Raw genomic sequence first — 19,158 nt, forward strand, 5'->3', positions numbered from 1 at the left:
CCTCGCCGTCCGGCGTGAGGTGATGGGCGACGACTTCGTCGACCGCGCGCTGACCCGCGACCTCGGCACCGACAGCGAGGCGATCCAGCGGCACATCACCGAGACGGTGTGGGGTTCGGTCTGGACCCGCGACGGCCTGAGCCGGCGGGACCGCAGCCTGCTGAACCTGGGCATGCTGACGGCGCTGCGCGCGGAATCGGAGCTGCGCGGGCACGTCCGCGGGGCACTCCGGAACGGCCTGAGCCGCGAGGAGATCACCGAGGCGATCATCCACACCAGCGGGTACTGCGGCGCGCCGGCCGCGCTCGCCGCGATGCGCGTGGTGCAGGAGGTCCTCACCGAGGACCTCGGGCCGAAACAGACTGACTGAGAGAGGACGAACCGCATGGAATCGCTTCAGCCGCAGTGGGAACCGACACGCGATGACGTGCGGAACGCCCGGATCACCGATTTCGCCTCATGGGTCGAGCGGGAGTACTCGGTGTCCGTGCCCGACTATCACTCGCTGTGGCGATGGTCGGTCGAGCATCTCGACGATTTCTGGCGGTCGGTCTGGGACTACTTCGGGCTCAGGTCCGCGACGCCGGTCGGCGAGGTGCTCGCCAAGGACCGGATGCCCGGTGCGGTGTGGTTCCCCGGGGTCCGGCTCAACTACGTGGACCGGGTGCTGCGCAACGAGCGCTCGGACCGGCCCGCCATCGTCTACTCCGGTGAGACGGCCTCCGAGGACGTCACCATGTCCTGGGCGGAGCTGCGCAGGCAGGCGGGTGCGCTCGCCGCGACCCTGCGGGCGAACGGCGTCGGCCCGGGCGACCGGGTGGTCGGCTACCTGCCGAACATCCCGGAGACCGTCGTGGCCTTCCTCGCGACGGCGAGCCTCGGCGCGATCTGGGCGGCCTGCGGCCAGGACTACTCGGCCCCCGCCGCCTTGGACCGGCTGGGCCAGCTCGAACCGTCGGTGCTGATCACCGCGGACGGCTACCGCTTCGGCGGCAAGCAGCACGACCGTAGCGACGCGATCGCGGAACTGCGGGCCGGGATGCCGAGCCTGACGACGACCGTGCTGGTGCGTCGGCTCGGTGCGGACGCCGGCTCCGAGTCCGGTGAGCCCGAAGGCGTCGTGTCCTGGGCGGCCGCGACCGCGGGCGAGGCGCCGCTCGAACCGGTGGACGTCGACTTCGACCATCCGCTCTGGGTGGTGTTCTCCTCGGGCACCACCGGCCTGCCGAAGGGGATCGTGCACGGGCACGGCGGCGTGCTCCTCGAACACCTGAAATCGGTTGCCCTGCAGATGGACATCGGGCCCGAGGACACCTTCTTCTGGTACACCAGCCCGAGCTGGATGATGTGGAACTTCCAGATCGCCGGACTGCTGGTCGGTGCCACCATCGTCTGTTTCGACGGCAACCCCGGGTACCCGGACGTCGATTCGCTGTGGGCGCTCACCGCGCGGCACCGGGCCACCGTGCTCGGCACCAGTCCGGGCTACGTGCTCGCCTGCGCGAAGGCGGGCGTGGTCCCGCGCCGCGACCACGACCTGAGTGCGCTGCGCACGGTGGGGATCACCGGATCGACACTGCCGGCGTCCTCCTCGCTCTGGATCGCCGAGAACGTCGGTGTGCCAGTGGCTTCCATCACCGGTGGCACGGACGTGGTCTCCGCCTTCATCGGTGGCGCGCGCACCGTCCCGGTCTGGCCGGGCGAACTGTCTGCGCCCTTCCTCGGGGTCGCACTCGAGGCCTACGACGAGGGCGGCGTGCCCATCCGTGGTGATGTGGGGGAACTGGTCATCACCAAGCCGATGCCGTCCATGCCGATCCGATTCTGGAACGACCCCGACGGAAAGCGTTACCACGACGCGTACTTCGACGACTTCCCCGGAGTGTGGCGGCACGGCGACTGGATCACCATCACCGAACGGGGCAGCGTGCTGATGCACGGCCGCTCGGACTCGACGCTCAACCGCAACGGGATCCGGATGGGCAGTGCGGACATCTACCAGGCCGTCGAACGCCTGCCGGAGATCGCCGAGGCGCTCGTCATCGGGGCCGAGCAACCGGACGGCGGATATTGGATGCCGCTGTTCGTTGTGCTCGCGGACGGGGCGGTGCTCGACGGCGCGCTCGAGGACCGGATCAAGTCGACGATCCGCGAGCAGGCATCCCCGCGGCATGTGCCGGACGAGATCATCGCGGCGCCCGGTGTCCCGCACACCCGCACAGGAAAGAAGCTGGAGGTGCCGATCAAGCGGATGTTCCAGGGCGCCGACGCGGACCGAATCCTCGATCGGAGCGCGATCGACGACCCCGAGCTCATCGACTGGTATCTCCAGCAGAGGCGCTGACCTGGGCGGGAGATAATTGCGTCTCATCATGTAACTAAATTTTTGTGAAGTTCACCATATTTTGCATCGCGTTCCCATACGCTGCAGCCAAGGCGGGCGGCAGCGGGGTTTCGCGACCGAGAGCGAGCGGGTAACCGCAGCTCAACGGGGTGGATCCGGCGCTGGCGTCCGAGATGGAAGCTGCCCACATGCAAAGGACGCGCCGTGAACTTCAAGAGAATCGCCCCCGCGATCGCCGCTCTCGCGACCGCCAGCCTGGTCGCCGCGGGCTGTAGCAGCGACGGCGGCGCAGACGCGGCCGACAACGCCGCGACCGGTGATCCGATCAAGGTCGGTCAGATCGTGCCCATCGAGGCGCCTGGCCTCGGATCCGCCACGTACGCCGCGAGCACTGTCGCGTCGGTCGACGCATTCAACGAGCGTGGCGGCGTGAACGGACGCCCGCTCGAGCTGCTGCAGTGCGACTCCATGGGCGATCCGAACAAGGAGGTCGACTGCGCGAACAAGATGGTCTCCGAGGGGGCAGTCGCGACCCTCGCTGACTTCACGCCTGCCTCGTCCGAGGCGACGTCGAAGATCCTGTTCGACGCCGGCATCGCCCGAGTCGGGCTGAACCCGGTGAACATGTCGGAGTTCATCGCCACAAATATCTACACCCCGTTCTCCGGCTCGCTGCTCAACCTGTACGGGATGATCGACATCCTGGTCGCGCAGGGTAAGACCAAGCTCTCCCTGATGCGCCCCGACCTCCCGGTCACCGCGCAGCTGGTCGGGCTGCTGACCCCGGCGGTACAGGCGAAGGGCGCCGAGATCGTCAACGACGTCGCGGTTGGCGCAGGCGCGACCGACTACACCCAGTTCATCGCCGCGGCCGAGCGCAATGACGCACAGGGCGTGATCATGGCGCTCGGCGCGTCCGACGCCAACCCGATCGCCCAGGCATTCGAGCAGCTCGGGTCGAAGCTGACCTTCGCGCTGGGGACGGCGGGCTTCACCCAGGCCGACCTGCAGGACCTCGGCACCTTCGCCACGACCTCGACGTACACCAGCCCGACCCCCGCGCCCTCGTCGAGCACCGAGGACTTCCCCGGTCTCAAGGAATTCCTGGCGGACATGGACAAGTCCGGCAAGGAGGAGCTCGAGCTGCAGAACCTCACAGGCGATGCGGTGAACCCGTGGTTGTCGGTGCGCGCGTTCGGCGAGGTGGCAAAGAACCGGACCGAGATCGACGCCGCGAACATCTGGAAGGGATTCGAGAACGCCAAGGACATCGACATGGCCGGCCTGATCCCGGCCTGGACTCCGGGAGCGGTGGAGCAGTTCGGGATCTTCCCGCGGATCTCGAACTCGATGATGTACAAGATGTCGTTCGACGGTGACGTGCTGGTCACCGATCCGACGCAGTACGACCTGCGCACCCCCACCGCCTAGTTCACGCCCCACCATGGAGATTGACGAATGACTGAGTTCTTGCAGTTCGCGATTCTCGGCCTGGGAGCGGGCTCGGCCTACGCGCTCCTGGCGCAGGGCATCGTGCTGGTTTACCGCGGATCCGGGGTGGTGAACTTCGCCCAGGGCGCGATCGCCATGGTGGGGGCCTACATATGTCTGGAAACCCTGAAGCGTGACCACGACTGGGGTCTGCTGCCGGCTTTCCTGGTGGCAGTGGTGGTGGCCGGACTGATCGGCCTGGCATTTCAGCTGCTGGTGTTGCGGTGGCTCGCCAATGCCGCGCCGATCGTCCGGCTGGCCGCCACCCTCGGCCTGATGGTGATCCTGCAGGCGGGGGTGCAGCAGTACTACGGCAGTACGTCGATCCGGGTGCGAACCTTCCTGCCCGACGAGGCGTATCGCTGGGGAGGTGTTGTGGTGCAGCAGGATCGGATGATCCTGCTGGGTATCGCGGTGGCGTCGACGGCGGCGCTGTGGGCGTGGACCAAGTTCACCCGGGTGGGCCTGGCCATCACCGCGGCAGCCGAGCACGAGCGCGCCGCCGCCGCGCTCGGCTGGTCCCCGCAGCGCCTTGCCGCGCTGACCTGGACGGTCGGCGGCGCGCTCGCCGGTGCCGCCGGAGTCCTGGTGGCGCCCTTGACCGGGCTCACCCCGTCGGCCTTCGTGGTGATCGTGACGGTCTCGGCGCTTGCCGCGGCCCTTCTCGGCGGCTTCCGCTCCTTCCCGCTCACCCTGCTCGGCGGTCTGCTGCTCGGCGTCGGCGAGAGCCTGGTCGTCCTCTACCAGGAGGACCTGCGGGATCTGCTCGGGATGGAGACCCTCACCGGCATCAACCGGGCGGTGCCGTTCTTGGTGATCCTGGTGGTGCTGGTGGTGCGGGGGAAGGGGCTGCCGTTGCGCAGCCATGTCTCCGAGCGGCTGCCCACGCTCGGTTCCGGCGAGATCCGTTGGCCACTCGTCGTCCTCGGGATCCTGGTGGCCGTTGGCATCATCCTCAGCGGCGGCGATTGGCTGCGGTCGCTGACCTTGACGCTGGCCGCAGCGGTGTTCCTGCTCTCGATCGTGGTGCTGACCGGTTACGCCGGCCAACTCTCGCTCGCCCAGTACACCGTCGGCGGCCTCGGCGCGCTGTTCGCCGCGCGACTCGTCGGCGAGGCCGGTTGGTCGCTGATACCCGCGGCACTGGTGAGCGTGCTCGCCGTGATCGCGATCGGTGTGGTGTTCGCGCTCCCGGCGTTGCGCACGCGGGGTGTGAACCTCGCGGTGGTCACCCTGGGGCTCGGGTTCACCATCCAGGAGATGGTGTTCAACAACCCGACCTTCACCGGCGACAAGCTCGAGGGCTCGGTGAAGATCCACCAGCTGAGCCTGTTCGGACTCGACGTGACGCCGAGTGTCCATCCTGAGCGATGGGCGACGGTGTGCCTCGTGGCGTTGGTCGTGTGCGGTCTGATGGTCGCGAACCTGCGGCGCTCGCGCACCGGGCGACGGCTCATCGCCGTGCGCACCAACGAGCGGGCCGCGGCCTCGCTCGGCATCAGCGTGTTCGGGGTCAAGATCTACGCCTTTGCGCTCGCGTCCGGCCTGGCCGCGGTGGCCGGCATCCTCCTCGGCCTGCGCAACACCGCCGTCACCTACCTCGAGTTCAATGTGTTCGCGTCGATCAACGCCGTGGTCCAGGCGGTGACCGGCGGCCTCGGGTTCGTCACGGGTAGCCTCATCGGCTCGCTGATGGCGCCCGGCGCCCTCTTCAGTCGGTTGCTGTCCGGCTTGGCCATCGCCGCGCTCCTCGGCGGCGTGATCCTCATCGTCACCCTGCTGACCAACCAGAACGGCATCGCCGACATGATCTCCCGCGGGATTCGGAAGGTCCCCGGGCTGGGCGCGCTGGTGACCCGCACCCAGGGCCGCGGTCAGGAACTCTCCGCGGAATCGCCGACCGGTTCGGTCACTCCGACGCCGCTGGCGGTGCGCGGTCTGACGGTGAGGTTCGGCGGCGTGACCGCCGTTGACGGCGTCGATCTCGACATCGCGCCCGGACAGGTGGTGGGTCTGATCGGACCCAACGGCGCAGGCAAGACCACCGTGATCGACGCGATCACCGGATTCGTCAGCCCCACGTCCGGACAGCTCACGCTCGGCGACCAGGACATCACCGACTGGTCCACCGCGCGGCGCTCCAAGGGCGGCCTCCGTCGATCGTTCCAGTCGCTGGAACTGTTCGAGGACGTCACGGTCGGCGAGAACATCCACGCAGGCGCCGACGAGTCGACTTGGCGCACGTGGCTCACCGACCTGGTCAGCCCTGGCCGCCACCCGCTCTCGCCAAGCGCGTCCACGGTCGTGCGGGACTTCGAGCTGGAGAAGGACCTCGACGTGTTGCCGAGCGAGCTGTCCTACGGCAGGCGCCGACTGGTGGGCATTGCCAGGGCGGTCGCCTCTGCTCCGTCCGTCATCCTGCTCGACGAGCCCGCGGCCGGGCTGGACGACGCCGAGAGCCGAGAACTCGCGGTCGCCATCCGGCACCTGGCCGTGCAGCGTGGGGCAGGGGTGCTCCTCATCGAGCACGACATGGGCCTGGTGATGTCCACCTGCGATCGGATCGTGGTACTCGAGGCGGGCAAGGTGATCGCGGCGGGCACGCCGGACGAGATCGCCGCCAGCTCGGCGGTCCGCGACGCTTACCTGGGCACAGAAGACGAGACGACGGAGGCAGGGCGATGACCATCACCCAGGAGAAGGCGGTGCCGTCCACGACGGTGCTCGAATGCCAGGGACTGACCGCTGGCTACGGCGGGACCGTGGTGTGCCGCGGCCTCGACATCACCGTGCGCTCGGGGGAGGTGGTGGCGCTGATCGGAGCCAACGGTGCCGGGAAGTCCACCACGATGCTGACGGTGGCGGGCGAGTTGGCGCCGATCTCGGGCCGCGTGTCCGTTCTCGGTTCCGACAAGAAGGCATCGCTCGCCACCCTGGCGAGGAGAGGCCTGAGCTATGTCACCGAGGAGCGGTCGGTGATCATGGGGCTCACGGCCGCGGACAACCTGCGGCTGGCCGGCGTCAAGGCCGATGCCGCGTGCGCGATCTTCCCGGAACTGCGCGCGCTGCTCGGGCGGCCGGCCGGCCTGTTGTCCGGTGGCGAGCAGCAGATGCTCACCCTGGCCAGGGCGCTGGCCAGGAACCCGAAGCTGCTCCTGGCGGACGAGCTGTCCCTCGGCCTCGCGCCGCAGATCGTGGCGCGGCTCCTCGATGTGGTGCGGGCGGCTGCGGACACCCAGAATCTCGGCGTGTTGCTGGTCGAGCAGCACGTTCGCCAGGTCCTGCGGGTCGCTGATCGCGTGTACGTGATGCGTCGCGGTCAGGTGATGCTGGAGGGGACGGCCGCCGAGATCGGCGCGGACCTCGACGCGGTTCAGCGGGCCTACCTCTCGTCCGGCGAGCCTGGGGAGAGCGGTTAACAAGCAATTCGGTCAACTCTTGTACCCTTGGTCGGTCATCCGTCCTGGTCAGCGCGGGGCGTGACCCAACAGGAGCGAGGGGTGCGAGTGACGTCCGGAACGAAGTCGACGGTGGTCCGGGTGCCGAAGGCCGGTGAGTTGGTTGCCGCCAACCTGCGGCGACGGATCATCACCGGCGAACTCAACGTGGGCGACCCGTTGCCAAACGAGGCCGTGCTCATGGAGCAGTTCGGGGTGTCGCGGCCGACCCTGCGCGAGGCATTCCGGATCCTCGAATCCGAATCGATCATCACGGTGCTGCGCGGCGCGCACGGTGGCGCGAGGGTCTTGGCGCCCGATGCATCGGTGGCCGCGCGGTACACCGGCCTGCTGCTGCAGTACCAGGGCACTCCGCTCATCGACGTGTACCGGGCGCGGGCATCGCTTGAGGTGTCCGCGGTGGGAATGCTGGCCGAGGGCAACCGCGGCGAGGCACTCGCGACCTTCGCGGAGCTGATCGAGGCCGGGGCCGACCTGGTGGAAGACTCCGCCGGGTTCGCGCGCCACGACGTCGATGTCCACCAGGCTCTGATCGACCTCGCAGGGAATCAGACGCTCGCCGTGCTCGGCGGGATGTTGGTGCACATCATCGACGCGCACAACGCCCTCTTCATCGCCGCACACGGCGGCGGCAACGAGCGGCCCGCGGCCCGCGCGGCGCATCGCGCCTATCTCAAGCTGCTCGGGCTGCTGCGCGAGGGCGATGCCACAGCCGCTCAGGAGTTCTGGCGTAAGCACCTCGACGCAATCGAGAAGTACATGATCGGCGACACCGAGACGACCCTCGTCGAGGTGCTGTCGTAGCTCGGTAGACCGCAGGGATCAGGGCACCGGGATCACCAGCGGCGGCAGCCCCGGTATCTGAACCTGGATCTGCGGCGGTGGTGGTGGTGGGGCCACGGGAACCGGCGCGGGCGGCGGTGGTTCCGGCGCGGGTGGGGGCGGCGCCGGTGGCGGTGGTGGCTCGGGCGGCGGCGCGGGCGCCTGTCTCTGGACGGGGGGCGGCGCGACCGCGAGCGGTTCGAGTTGTGCCACGGGCGGAGGCGGCGGGGGCGGCGGGCCAGGGGGTGGCATCGGGGGCGGCGCGCCGGGTCGGTCCGCCGGCTGCTGTGGTCCCGCCCCGATCGGAATGGCCGCGAGGCCACCTGTCGTCAGGTCCACGACGGTCACCTGCGACATCGCCTGCTGGGCGGGTTGTACGAGCAGTAGTCGCTCGGCGTCGTAGCCGGGCCACTCGTCCTCCTCCGCGGCCGGCTCCGAACTCGCGCGCGGATCGCTCAGCGGGCTTCCCCGCGCGCATCGGACCCGCGGCGTTCCGTGATCGTCGATCAGGACGATGGTCCCGGCTTCGAGCACCGACTGAAATGACGTGGCGCGTTGTCCGCTGTAGCCGTGGTTGGTCACCCTCGTGTCCTCGCGCAGCAGCACGGGCGTGAGGGTGCGCACGTAGCTCCGCACGTCGTCGACATCGAGAACGCCGGACCAGGCCTCCACCTTGACCGGATCGCTCTCGAGGTCTGCGACCAGGCGCTCCCGGTCGCACAGGACCCGGTCGAGGCTTCCGCCGTACAGACCGACACGGTCTCCTGAGACGCTGAGGCCTGCGTCCGCGCTCGGGAGGTCGGCGCCGGGCGGACCGGGCGGGACGACAGTCGGGATCTGCGGGGGTAGCAGGCGGTCGGTCCATGGCAGTCGGCCGTCGGCGATCACACGGTCCAGCGCCAGGGGGCGCGGCTGTGTTTCCTGCCCGTTCGAACACGCCGCGACCACCACGGCACACGCGACCACGAGCCATCGCCCCGGCACGTGTCCTACACGCGGACCGGTCCTTGCGACAGTGCTTCGTCGGGCAAACCGTGCGGCCTGCCCGGCGATGACGGTGGCCACGCACACATCGTAAGCACTGTGGGGGGCAACCGGGCTCTATTGCGGGACCTCGGGCGCGGTGCTCAGCGGGCCGGTTCGGGCTCCAGGTCCGCGGCAGGCGTTGGGGCGACGACGGACGCGGGGACCCGACGCGGGATGAAGGCCGCGATGAGCAGCGCCAGCATCGCGGCCGCGGCGCCGATCAGAAACGTCACCACGAATGCCCGGTGCGTCGGTACCAGGGCCGGGCCGAACGGCATGGTCATGTTGGCCAGCACGACGGTCATCACGGCACTCGCGAACGACGTTCCGACCATCCGCATCAGGGAGTTGAGGCCGTTTGCGGCGGCCGTCTCGTGCAGCGGCACCGAGCGCATGATCAGCGCCGGCATGGCCGCGTACGCGATGCCGATTCCCGCGCCGATGATGGTCGAGACGAGCGCGATCTGCCAGACCTCGTTCATCAGCACGGCGCCGATCAGGTAGCCGACGGCGATGACGACGGTGCCGACCATCAGCGTGGTCCGCGGGCCGTATCGGTTGGTGATGCGGGCCGACACCGGCGAGAGCAGCATCATCACGATGCCTGCGGGCGCCATGCACAGCCCGGCCATGACCATCGACTGGCCGAGTCCGTAGCCGGTCTCCGGCGGGGACTGCAGCAGCTGCGGAACCGTCAACGACGTTGCGTACATTGCGAATCCGGTCATGACCGAGGCCAGGTTGGTGAGCAGGATGGGTCGGGAGGCGGACACCCGGAGGTTGACGAGGGGCTCTGCTGTGCGCAGCTCGGCGAATCCCCACGCGAGGAACACGACGAGCGACGCGGCGAGCAGCCCGAGGGTGGTCGCGCTGGTCCAGCCCCACTCGGCGCCCTTGGTGATCGCCAACAGCAGCGAGACGAGGCCGGCCGCGAGCCCCACCGCGCCGAGGTAGTCGAACCGACCCGGATTGCGGACGGGTGACTCGGGGACCTGGATCGCGACCGCGATCGCGACGAGCGTGCCCAGCGCGGCGGATGCCCAGAACAGCATGTGCCAGTTGAAGTTCTGCGCCGTCGCCGCGGCCAGCGGCAGACCGATCGCACCGCCGACGCCCATCGTGGAACTCATCACCGAGATCGCGCCGCCCACCTTCTCGGCGGGCAGTTCGTCGCGGAGGATGCTGATGCCGAGCGGGATCGCCCCGGTCGCCGCGCCCTGCAGGATGCGGCCGATGATCACCAGGGGGACGGTCTCGCTCAGCGCGCACACCACCGATCCCGCGACCAGGAAAGCCATGCTGACCAGGATCATTCGCCGCTTGCCGAACATGTCGCCGAGGCGGCCCGAGACCGGCGTGACGACGGCCGCGGCCAGCAGGGTGGAGGTGATGACCCAGGATGCGGTGGAGGCCGAGGTGTTCAGCAGCTCGGGCAGGACGTGGATCAGCGGCACGACGAGGGTCTGCATGAGCGAGACCACGATGCCGGAGAACGCCAGCGTGGCGAGGATCCAGGTGGAGGAGCGGGTGCGCCGCGTCGCGCTGTCGGCAGCAATGGTCACGACGGACCTCATCTCTTGTGTTCTATGCGCTGATCGAGTTCGAAGAAAGCAACAAATGTGTACGGTACACATCGTATGTATCGTGCACAATCGACGGGAGTATGGCGGCGTGATGCGAGGATGACCCCGATGGAATCCGAGGAGATCGACCCGGGTCGCGGGTTGGAGCGCGAGATCACGCTGATGGCCCGCCACACCACCCTGGTGACCAAACGATGGCTGGAACAGCAGGCGCTCGACCGATCGGCGTATCTGCTGTTGAGTCGCCTCGAGATCGGCAAGCCGATGACGTTGAAGGAACTGGCGGACTCGTTCGGCCTCGACGTCTCCACGATCAACCGGCAGACCGCCGCGCTCGTCCGGCAGGGACTGGCCGAGAGGATCCCCGACCCGCAGGGCGGCACGGCGAGGAAACTCCGGCCGACCGAAGGGGGGCTGCGCGCCCTGCGTTCCGACCGGCAGCACAACGTCGACGGCATCAACTCCCTCGTCGCCGATTGGGACGAGAAGGATCGACGGGATCTGGTTACCTTGTTGCGGCGGCTGAATGAACAGATCGAGGACCGACAGGGTCTCAGCTGGCCGAGGGACTGACCGACAAGCTGCGAGGGAGTTGCACGGATGGGCATCAACGAGGGACGCGTCGTGATCGTGACCGGCGCCGCGGGCGGCATCGGCCGTGAGCACGCGCTCGAGTTCGCCAGGCAGGGAGCGAAGGTCGTCGTCAACGACCTCGGGCCCGCCGAGGCGGTCGTCGAGGAGATCAAGGCGCTCGGCGGCGAGGCCATCGCGAACAAGGACGACATCTCGGACTTCGACGGCGCAGGCCGGCTGGTGCGCAGCGCGATCGACACGTTCGGCACCGTGCACGTGCTCGTCAACAACGCGGGCATTCTCCGCGACAAGATGTTCGTCAACATGACGGTCGATCAGTGGGACGACGTCATGCGCGTGCACCTGCGGGGGACGTTCGCGCCCTCGCAGCACGTGGCGTCGTACTGGCGGGAGCAGCACAAGGCGGGCACCCCGGTCGCGCACCCGCGCATCATCAACACCTCCTCGCCCTCGGGCCTGTACGGCAACATCGGGCAGGCGAATTACGGCGCCGCGAAGGCGGGCATCGCGGCGTTCACCGTGATCCTCGCCGACGAGCTCGCCCGGCTCGGCGTCACCGTCAACGCGATCGCCCCCACCGCGCTCACCCAGATGACCGCGGGCCTAGAGGGTTTCGTCGCCGCGATGGAGGCGGAGAAGGAGCGCACCGGCTTCGATGCCGCCGCACCGGCGAACATCTCGCCGACCGTGGTCTGGCTCGGATCGCCGGAGTCCGACGGCATCACCGGCCGGATCTTCAATGTGCACGGCGGGTCGATCAGCGTCGCGGAGACCTGGGTGGCGGGCCCAGGGGTGTCGAAGAACGCCCGTTGGGATCCGGCGGAGCTGGGGGAGGTCATCCCGGCCCTGGTCGCCGAGGCGCGGCCCAACTCGGACATGGCCGGGCAGTCGCGCAACGCGAATTCTCGTCAGGGCCTGTAGCCCTGCCCTCACCCCCGCCCGAGCAGATCGAGGGCAAAACCCGCGTACTCCGCGGCGATCTGCTCGGGCGAGGATGGTCCGTCGGTCCGGAACCACTGCGGCAGCGATGTGCACATCGTCGAGATGGCCCGTCCGGCATCTCTCGCGTGCCGCGTCGTGAGGCTTCCCTCGGCGATCGCGGCATCGATCTCGTCGTCGAGAAGATACTGAAGATGATTGCGGGAGTCGGTGATCCGCGCCCGGTTCGCCGGTTCGAGGCTACGCATCTCGCTGGCGCCGATGAACGCGAGTTCCCGGCGGTGCGTGTGGTACAGCGCGAGTGCCTCGACGATGAGGCCGACCCGCTCGATCCCGCCGGTGCCCTTGTCCCTGGCCGCGCGCACCCGCCAGTGCAGCTCGTCCATCGTGAGATCGAGCGCCCGCACCAGTAGCTCCTGCTTGTCCCGGTAGTGGTGGTAGATGCCGGGAACGCTCATGCCCGCCCGCTCGGCGATCGACCGCATGGTCGCGCCGTGATACCCGGTCTCGACGAACGAGTCGATCGCGGCCGCGAGCATCGGGTCGATGCGCAGTGACGGGAACACGCGCCAGTCACCCGCCGACTGTGCAGCTGCCGTCGCCGCTCCTGGGGATTCGCGCCGGGAAGTGCGCACTCGACGGTCCGCGGTGGAGGGTCCGCGGGCGGCGGTGGTGCCGGCGTCGCCCATCAGCTGTGCGGCGGTGGTGCCGAGTGCCCCGGCGAGGGCGTGCAGTCGCTCGACCGAGACGCCGGTCTTGCCGTTCTCGATGGCGCTGAGCGTCGCCGGGCTGATCGCCAGCCGCCCCGCGAGCTCTCGCAACGTCAGGCCCGCCGACCGGCGCGTCCGCCTGATCGCGTCGGGCAGGTGCTCCGGCTTGGTCAACTCTCGATCCAATCTGTTCAGGAATACTGAACACGATACACGCTGTCATCTACTGAACTCCTTTGACGGGCAGACAAACCTGTGAGATCGTGTGGAAATCAGCTGCCGAGCGATCGTTCGGCTACGCGACGCAGGAGGAGTGAGTGTGTCGATCGATCTGACCTATTCCGCCGAGGTCCAGGACCTCATCGACCGCACCAGGACCTTCACCCGCGACGTCGTCCTGCCCATCGAGGACGAGCACGCCGGGGACATCACGGCAGGCGGCGGCGACGCGCTACGGATCGGCATGCAGCAGGCGGCCAAGGACGCCGGGGTGTTCGCCCCGCACGCCCCGCTCGAGTTCGGCGGCCACGGGTTGAACATGTCGGACCGTGCCCCGGTGTTCGAGGAGGCCGGCTACTCACTGTTCGGCCCCACCGCTTTGAACATCGCGGCGCCCGACGAGGGCAACGTCCACATGCTGGCCCACATCGCGAACCCGGAGCAGAAGCAGCAGTTCCTAGCGCCGCTGGCCCACGGGGACGTCCGTTCGGCCTTCGCGATGACGGAGCCTGCGCCGGGGGCGGGATCGGACCCGTCGGCGCTGACCACCCGTGCGGTCCGGGCGGAGGGCGGCTGGCGGATCAACGGGCACAAGTGGTTCATCACCGGCGCCGACGGCGCCGGCTTCTTCATCATCATGGCGCGCACCTCGGGCGAGCCCGGTCAGCGCGGCGGGGCCACGATGTTCCTTGCGCATGCCGACAGTCCCGGGATCCGGGTGGGACGACACATCGACACCCTGGACCGGGCGATGATCGGCGGGCACTGCGAGGTCTTCTTCGAGGACCTGCTGGTTCCCGACGCCGCGGTACTCGGCGAGGTCGACCGCGGCTTCGAGTACGCCCAGGTGCGGCTCGGCCCGGCCCGGATGACCCACGTGATGCGTTGGCTGGGTGCCGCGCGGCGCGGCCATGATGTCGCGGTTGCCCGGGTGGCCGAGCGGGAAGGCTTCGGATCCAGGCTGGGCGACCTCGGCATGGTTCAGAAGATGGTGGCGGACAACGAGATCGACATTGCCGCCACCCGGGCGCTGCTGGTGCGGGCCTGCTGGGAGCTCGACAGCGGCGACCCGGCGTCGAACGCAACCTCGATCGCGAAGACCTACGCCGCCGAGGCCGTCTTCCGGATCGTGGACCGCAGCATGCAGATGTGCGGCGGGATGGGGGTATCCGGCGACCTGCCGCTGGCGCGGCTCTCGCGGGAGGTCCGTCCGTTCCGGGTCTACGACGGGCCGTCCGAGGTGCACCGTTGGGCCATCGCCAAGCGGGTCGTCGGGGCGGCCAAGCGCGAGCTGAGGGGTGCGAAGTGAGCCTTCCCGGAATGAACATCGCTGCGCTGCAGCGGTTCCTGTCCGACAGTTGCATCGAGCTGTGTGGGGAGCTGCGCGTCGAGCTGATCAGCGGCGGCCGCTCCAATCTGACCTACCGGGCCTGGGACGACCGGTCCTCGTGGGTGGTGCGGCGGCCACCGACCAGTGGGTTGACCCCGTCGGCGCACGACATGGCTCGGGAGTACACCGTGACATCGGCGCTGCAGGGCACGGCCGTGCCGGTTGCGCGGACCGTCGCCTTCGATGCCGACGGTTCTGCCCTCGGCGCGCCGATGACGGTGGTCGAGTTCGTCGAGGGCACGGTGGTGCGGGATCAGGCCGACCTCGCCGGGCTGTCCGACGATCAGGTCGCGGCCAGTGCCGGCACGCTGGTGCGAGTCCTGGCCGATCTGCACGCGGTGGACTACCGGGCGGTGGGGCTGGGCGACTTCGGGCGGCCCGACGGCTTCGTCGCGAGGCAGGTGAAACTCTGGGCGGGACAATGGGATCGGGTCAAGACAAGGGAACTTCCCGATGTGGCGGTCCTGCATGCCGCGCTCACCGAGGCCATGCCGGCGACCTCGGCCGCGTCGATCGTGCACGGCGACTTCAGGATCGACAACACGATCCTGGATCCCCGTGACCCGGGGCGGGTCCGGGCGGTGGTGGACTGGGAGATGTCGACGCTGGGTGATCCGCTGACCGACGTCGCCCTGATGTGTGTGTACCGGGACCCGGTGTTCGACCTGGTGCTCGGATCCCAGGCGGCCTGGACCAGCGATCGGCTGCCGTCGGCGAGCGCGCTGGCGCAGAGCTACGCCGTCGCGTCCGGCCGCGACCTCGGGGACTGGAACTTCTACCTCGCGCTCGCCAACTTCAAGTTGGGTGTGATCGGTGAGGGCATCACCCATCGCGCGCTGCAGGGATCGGACTCCGGCGCCGGAGCGGTGCGGGCCGCCGAGGCGACGCCCGAGTTCATCGCGGCGGGGCTGCGGGCACTGAAGGGAGTGACGCTGTGAGCGGCGGCGAGAACAGGACGGCCCTTGTCACCGGGGCCTCGAGGGGGATCGGGCTCGGGATCGCGACTCGTCTCGCGCAGTCGGGTTACTCGTTGACGATCACCGCGAGGGACGCCGCACGGCTCGACACCGTCGCGGACGGGCTGCGCGCCGCAGGGGCACCCGAGGTGGTGTCGATCGCGGGCGACATGGCCGACGAGTCCGATATCGCCAGGGTGACGACGGCACACGCGGACCGACTCGGTCCGATGGCCGCGCTGATCCTGAATGCGGGGGTCGGCACCGCGGGCGCGATCGAGGACTTTCCGCTGCGCCGGTTCGACAAGACCATTGCGGTGAACCTGCGTGGGCCGTTCCAGTTGCTCCAGGAGTCGCTCCCGTTGCTGCGGGCGGGCGCCGCCGCGAATCCGGGCCGTGGCGCCAAGGTGATCGCGCTCGCGTCCATCACCGGTGTGTACGCGGAGCAGGGCCTTGCGGTCTACGGCGCGACGAAGGCTGCGCTGATCAGCATGGCGGCGACGTTGAACGCCGAGGAATCCGGCCGCGGGGTGTGCGCCACGACCATCGCGCCCGCGTTCGTGGACACCGACATGAGCGCGTGGACACACGAGCAGGTGCCGCCGGGCGCGATGCTCGAGGTCAACGATGTCGTCGAGGTGGTCGACGCGCTGCTGAAGCTGTCGTCGCGGGCCGTGATCCCGAATATCGTCATGGCCAGGGCGGGCACCGACGGCTATCGCGCCTGAAAGTCACGCGTGCGACGTCTTGACCGCGTAGCCTCCCGCGGGTGATCACTCTGGCCGATCCCGCGATACGCGAGTTCCTGTCGGCGGGCACCCGGACGGGCAAGCTCGGTTTCACCGCGTCCGACGGCCGGCCGCTGGTCGCTCCCGTGTGGTTCGTCGTCGACGGTGACGATCTGGTCTTCAACACCGGCGCCGGCTCGGCCAAGGGCCGCGCCGTCGTGCGCGATGGCCGGGTGGTGCTCTGCGTGGACATCGAACACCCGCCGTATGCCTTCGTTCAGGTGCAGGGCGTGGCGACCGTGTCCGAGAACCCCGACGAACTGATCCGGATCGCGACCGCGATCGGTGGCCGGTACATGGGGCCGGACCGGGCGGAGGAGTTCGGACGTCGAAACGGCGTGCCCGGGGAGCTGGTGGTGCGGCTCCGTCCGACCAAGGTGATCGCCGATCTGGACGTCACAGGCTGACCAGATCGTGTCCCAAGGTCACGGCCTGTGACCGAATCACAATATCGCTGTGACTAGCGCACAATGCCGATCCTCGGCTCTCGAAAGTTCGTTGACCTCGGCAAATGATCGCAGGGTCCGCGCGACGAGGTGCTGGCGAGGCTCGCGAATCGCGACAATCCGGGACAGGTCTTGGACGCTTGTTAGAAGAAATACCAAAAGGGCATGACCGGACCTGATTGAGATGTAGATTACATCCTGCGGTGCGGGCAGAACTCGCCGCAATTTCGGGACGTTGCCACTCGTGGCGGCGTGATTGTTCCTCGGGAGGGCGATCAATGAGCGCAGGGTGGATCCATGGACTCGGTGCGCAGGGGGCTGCTTCGGTGTCCTTCACGATGAGGGTGAGACCTCGTCACAGTTCGGCGATTGCACGAACCGTGGAAAGTTGTGTGACCACGTGACAGGTCGCATGACCAGACGATAGTTCTCAGTGCGCACGTCGCGCACCCGTTCCCGCTCGCGCATTCTGGCGATGCGGTTCCTTCCTTGTCGAATCTGACTTGCGTCCCCGCATGTCCTTCGCCGGCCGTTGAAGGCTCATGGGCTCGGACTGACGGACTCAAGTGGTTGTTTGGGACTCCGCGGCGTTCCGGAAAATGAGGTATCAGTTGAAGCCGAACATGCAATACGGAGTCGACAACGAGAGTGCCGACCCGAATCGGGAGTCAGGCGCGATCGAATTCGACGGCGGACCCCAGGGCATCGCCACGGTTGCATCGGACACCTTCCCGCTTTCTCAGGCACAGCTCGGGATGTGGTACGCCCAGCACGTCGACCCCGAGGTGCCGATCAACATCGCCCAGTACGTCGATGTGCGTGGACCCCTGGATGCGGCCCTTCTGGAGCGAGCCATGGTGATCGGCTCGGCTGAGATCGAAACGGGTTACCTTCGCCTTGCCGAGGTCGACGGGCGGCCGTACCAGGTCGTCGATTTCTCGATCGAGGACCACCTGCGCCTCGCGGACTTCCGTGCACACGATGACCCGGAGCGGGCCGCGCACGAGTGGATGCAGGCCGAGTACAGCAGGCCGATGGACCTGCTTTCGGATCGCTTGATCACCGCGGCGGTGCTTCAGATCGAGGACGAGCGCTACCTCTGGTACTCGCGGGTCCATCACATCGCCCTCGATGGATTCGGCGCGATGGCCTATATGACGAGGACCGCCGAGTTGTACTCGGCTCTGCTCGAGGGGCGCGAACTCCCGAGGGCGAAGGCGAGCACCCTCCGCAGCATCTATGAGTCCGAGGTCGCCTACCGGGACAGCACCCGGTTCAAAGTCGACGGCGAGTACTGGGCCGAGCGCATCGCCGGTATGGAGGAGGGCACCAGCCTCAGTGGCCGTACTGCGGCCCCTGCGTCCGTGAACGGGGTGGCCAGTGCGGCTTTGTCGGAGGACTCTGCCAAGAACCTGGCCAGCGCTGTCGCGCAACAGAATTCGTCTCCCGCAGCGATGCTCATCGCGGCCTTTGCTGGTTATCTGGCCCAGATGACGGATACCGAGGACGTCGTCCTCAGTTTGCCGGTTACTGCCAGGACCACTGCGCTGATGCGTCATTCGGGGGGAATGCTGTCCAACGTTGTTCCCCTGCGGTTGCGGGTCGGAACCGACACCACGGTTGCCGATCTGCTCAAGTCCGTGCAGATCGCGGTCTCGGGCGCACTCCGGCACCAGCGGTACCGACACGAGGACATCCGGCGCGACTCCGGATCCGGAAACATGCAGCGTGACCTGCTCGGGCCCCTCGTCAACATCATGCTCTTCCACAACGAGGTCACCCTCGGTGCGGTCACGGGTCAGTTCCACATCCTGTCCACGGGCACCGTCGAAGACCTGGCGGTCAACTTCTATCAGAGTGTTGCGGGCACGCGAACTCACATCGATTTCGAGACCAATCCGAACCTGTATACGGACGAGCAGGCCAAGGCACACCACGCGCGGTTCCTCACCTTCTTCGATCAGTTCCTTGCGGCGGATCCGGCCCGGCGGGTGTGGGACCTGACCGTCACCACCGAGGCCGAGCGGACGCTCTCGGTGTCGGGTTGGAATGCCACGGATCGGGTGGTCGGGGACGGCACGTTGGTGTCGTTGTTCGATGCGCGGGTGGGGTTGTCGCCGGGTGCGGTGGCGTTGTCGTTCGAGGGTGAGTCGGTGACCTATTCGGAGTTTGATGTTCGGGTCAATCGTCTTGCTCGGCATTTGATTTCGGTTGGCGTGGGGCCGGAGTCGTTGGTTGCGTTGGCGATGCGTCGGTCGATCGATTTGTTGGTCGGTGTGTATGCGGTGGTCAAGGCCGGTGGTGCGTATGTTCCGGTGGATCCGGATCAGCCTGCGGATCGAATTGGGAACATCCTCGACACCGCCGCGCCGGTGTGTGTCCTGTCGACGTC

16 protein-coding genes are annotated in these 19,158 nt (G+C 68.2%); 13 read left to right on the plus strand and 3 right to left on the minus strand.

Annotation, left to right across the window (positions count from 1 at the left end):
• Positions 1-22 precede the first annotated feature (22 nt).
• The 6 genes from FCG67_RS08940 (at position 23) to FCG67_RS08965 (ending at position 8,097) form a co-directional block, all read left to right on the plus strand.
• Positions 23-370 (plus strand): carboxymuconolactone decarboxylase family protein, encoded by a 348-nt coding sequence (locus tag FCG67_RS08940; protein WP_083742898.1) that lies wholly within the window; start codon positions 23-25, stop codon positions 368-370.
• A 15-nt stretch (positions 371-385) separates the two neighbouring features.
• The gene (locus FCG67_RS08945) at positions 386-2,344 is read left to right on the plus strand and encodes an acetoacetate--CoA ligase (protein ID WP_136908979.1); all 1,959 of its coding nucleotides are present in this window, start codon (positions 386-388) and stop codon (positions 2,342-2,344) included.
• 204 nt (positions 2,345-2,548) lie between these two features.
• On the plus strand, positions 2,549-3,775 hold the full coding sequence (locus FCG67_RS08950) for an ABC transporter substrate-binding protein (RefSeq protein ID WP_169310472.1): 1,227 nt from the start codon (positions 2,549-2,551) through the stop codon (positions 3,773-3,775).
• Positions 3,776-3,802: 27 nt separating this feature from the next.
• Positions 3,803-6,520, plus strand: a complete 2,718-nt coding sequence (locus FCG67_RS08955) for a branched-chain amino acid ABC transporter permease/ATP-binding protein (protein ID WP_136908983.1) — start codon at positions 3,803-3,805, stop codon at positions 6,518-6,520.
• Positions 6,517-7,254: an ABC transporter ATP-binding protein gene (locus FCG67_RS08960; RefSeq protein WP_136908985.1), complete on the plus strand. Its 738-nt coding sequence runs from the start codon at positions 6,517-6,519 to the stop codon at positions 7,252-7,254. The genes FCG67_RS08955 and FCG67_RS08960 overlap by 4 nt, the downstream gene beginning before the upstream one ends.
• An 87-nt stretch (positions 7,255-7,341) precedes the next feature.
• Positions 7,342-8,097 (plus strand): FadR/GntR family transcriptional regulator, encoded by a 756-nt coding sequence (locus FCG67_RS08965; RefSeq protein WP_136908987.1) that lies wholly within the window; start codon positions 7,342-7,344, stop codon positions 8,095-8,097.
• 18 nt (positions 8,098-8,115) lie between these two features.
• Here FCG67_RS08965 and FCG67_RS08970 read toward each other — a convergent pair whose 3' ends face one another.
• Together FCG67_RS08970 and FCG67_RS08975 are read right to left on the minus strand one after the other, a co-directional pair.
• Positions 8,116-9,099: a DUF6777 domain-containing protein gene (locus FCG67_RS08970; RefSeq protein WP_169310473.1), complete on the minus strand. Its 984-nt coding sequence runs from the start codon at positions 9,097-9,099 to the stop codon at positions 8,116-8,118.
• 143 nt (positions 9,100-9,242) lie between these two features.
• Positions 9,243-10,715 carry an MFS transporter gene (locus tag FCG67_RS08975; protein WP_136908991.1) on the minus strand — a complete coding sequence of 491 codons (1,473 nt, stop codon included), beginning with the start codon at positions 10,713-10,715 and terminating at the stop codon, positions 9,243-9,245.
• A 150-nt stretch (positions 10,716-10,865) separates the two neighbouring features.
• Between FCG67_RS08975 and FCG67_RS08980 the strand changes: the two genes are divergently transcribed.
• Together FCG67_RS08980 and FCG67_RS08985 are read left to right on the plus strand one after the other, a co-directional pair.
• Entirely contained in the window at positions 10,866-11,297 is a 432-nt protein-coding gene (locus tag FCG67_RS08980; RefSeq protein ID WP_246044947.1) for a MarR family winged helix-turn-helix transcriptional regulator, read from the plus strand.
• A 27-nt stretch (positions 11,298-11,324) separates the two neighbouring features.
• Positions 11,325-12,239 (plus strand): SDR family oxidoreductase, encoded by a 915-nt coding sequence (locus tag FCG67_RS08985; protein WP_136908995.1) that lies wholly within the window; start codon positions 11,325-11,327, stop codon positions 12,237-12,239.
• An 8-nt stretch (positions 12,240-12,247) separates the two neighbouring features.
• Here the strand turns inward: FCG67_RS08985 and FCG67_RS08990 are convergent, their stop codons facing one another.
• Positions 12,248-13,141 (minus strand): TetR-type transcription factor C-terminal domain-containing protein, encoded by an 894-nt coding sequence (locus tag FCG67_RS08990; RefSeq protein WP_211243149.1) that lies wholly within the window; start codon positions 13,139-13,141, stop codon positions 12,248-12,250.
• A 145-nt stretch (positions 13,142-13,286) separates the two neighbouring features.
• On the opposite strand from FCG67_RS08990, the gene FCG67_RS08995 reads away from it, so the two are divergent.
• The 5 genes from FCG67_RS08995 to FCG67_RS09015 all read left to right on the plus strand — a co-directional run.
• The gene (locus FCG67_RS08995) at positions 13,287-14,495 is read left to right on the plus strand and encodes an acyl-CoA dehydrogenase family protein (protein WP_136908999.1); all 1,209 of its coding nucleotides are present in this window, start codon (positions 13,287-13,289) and stop codon (positions 14,493-14,495) included.
• 11 nt (positions 14,496-14,506) lie between these two features.
• Positions 14,507-15,514 carry a phosphotransferase family protein gene (locus FCG67_RS09000; RefSeq protein ID WP_136909113.1) on the plus strand — a complete coding sequence of 336 codons (1,008 nt, stop codon included), beginning with the start codon at positions 14,507-14,509 and terminating at the stop codon, positions 15,512-15,514.
• Positions 15,511-16,260: an SDR family NAD(P)-dependent oxidoreductase gene (locus FCG67_RS09005; protein WP_136909001.1), complete on the plus strand. Its 750-nt coding sequence runs from the start codon at positions 15,511-15,513 to the stop codon at positions 16,258-16,260. The genes FCG67_RS09000 and FCG67_RS09005 overlap by 4 nt, the downstream gene beginning before the upstream one ends.
• Positions 16,261-16,301: 41 nt before the next feature.
• Entirely contained in the window at positions 16,302-16,727 is a 426-nt protein-coding gene (locus FCG67_RS09010; protein WP_136909003.1) for a PPOX class F420-dependent oxidoreductase, read from the plus strand.
• 662 nt (positions 16,728-17,389) lie between these two features.
• Positions 17,390-19,158: condensation domain-containing protein (locus tag FCG67_RS09015; protein ID WP_169310474.1), on the plus strand; the 1,769-nt coding region annotated here is incomplete at its 3' end.

The sequence above is a fragment of the Rhodococcus oryzae genome, from assembly GCF_005049235.1.
GTDB lineage: Bacteria > Actinomycetota > Actinomycetes > Mycobacteriales > Mycobacteriaceae > Rhodococcus_G > Rhodococcus_G oryzae.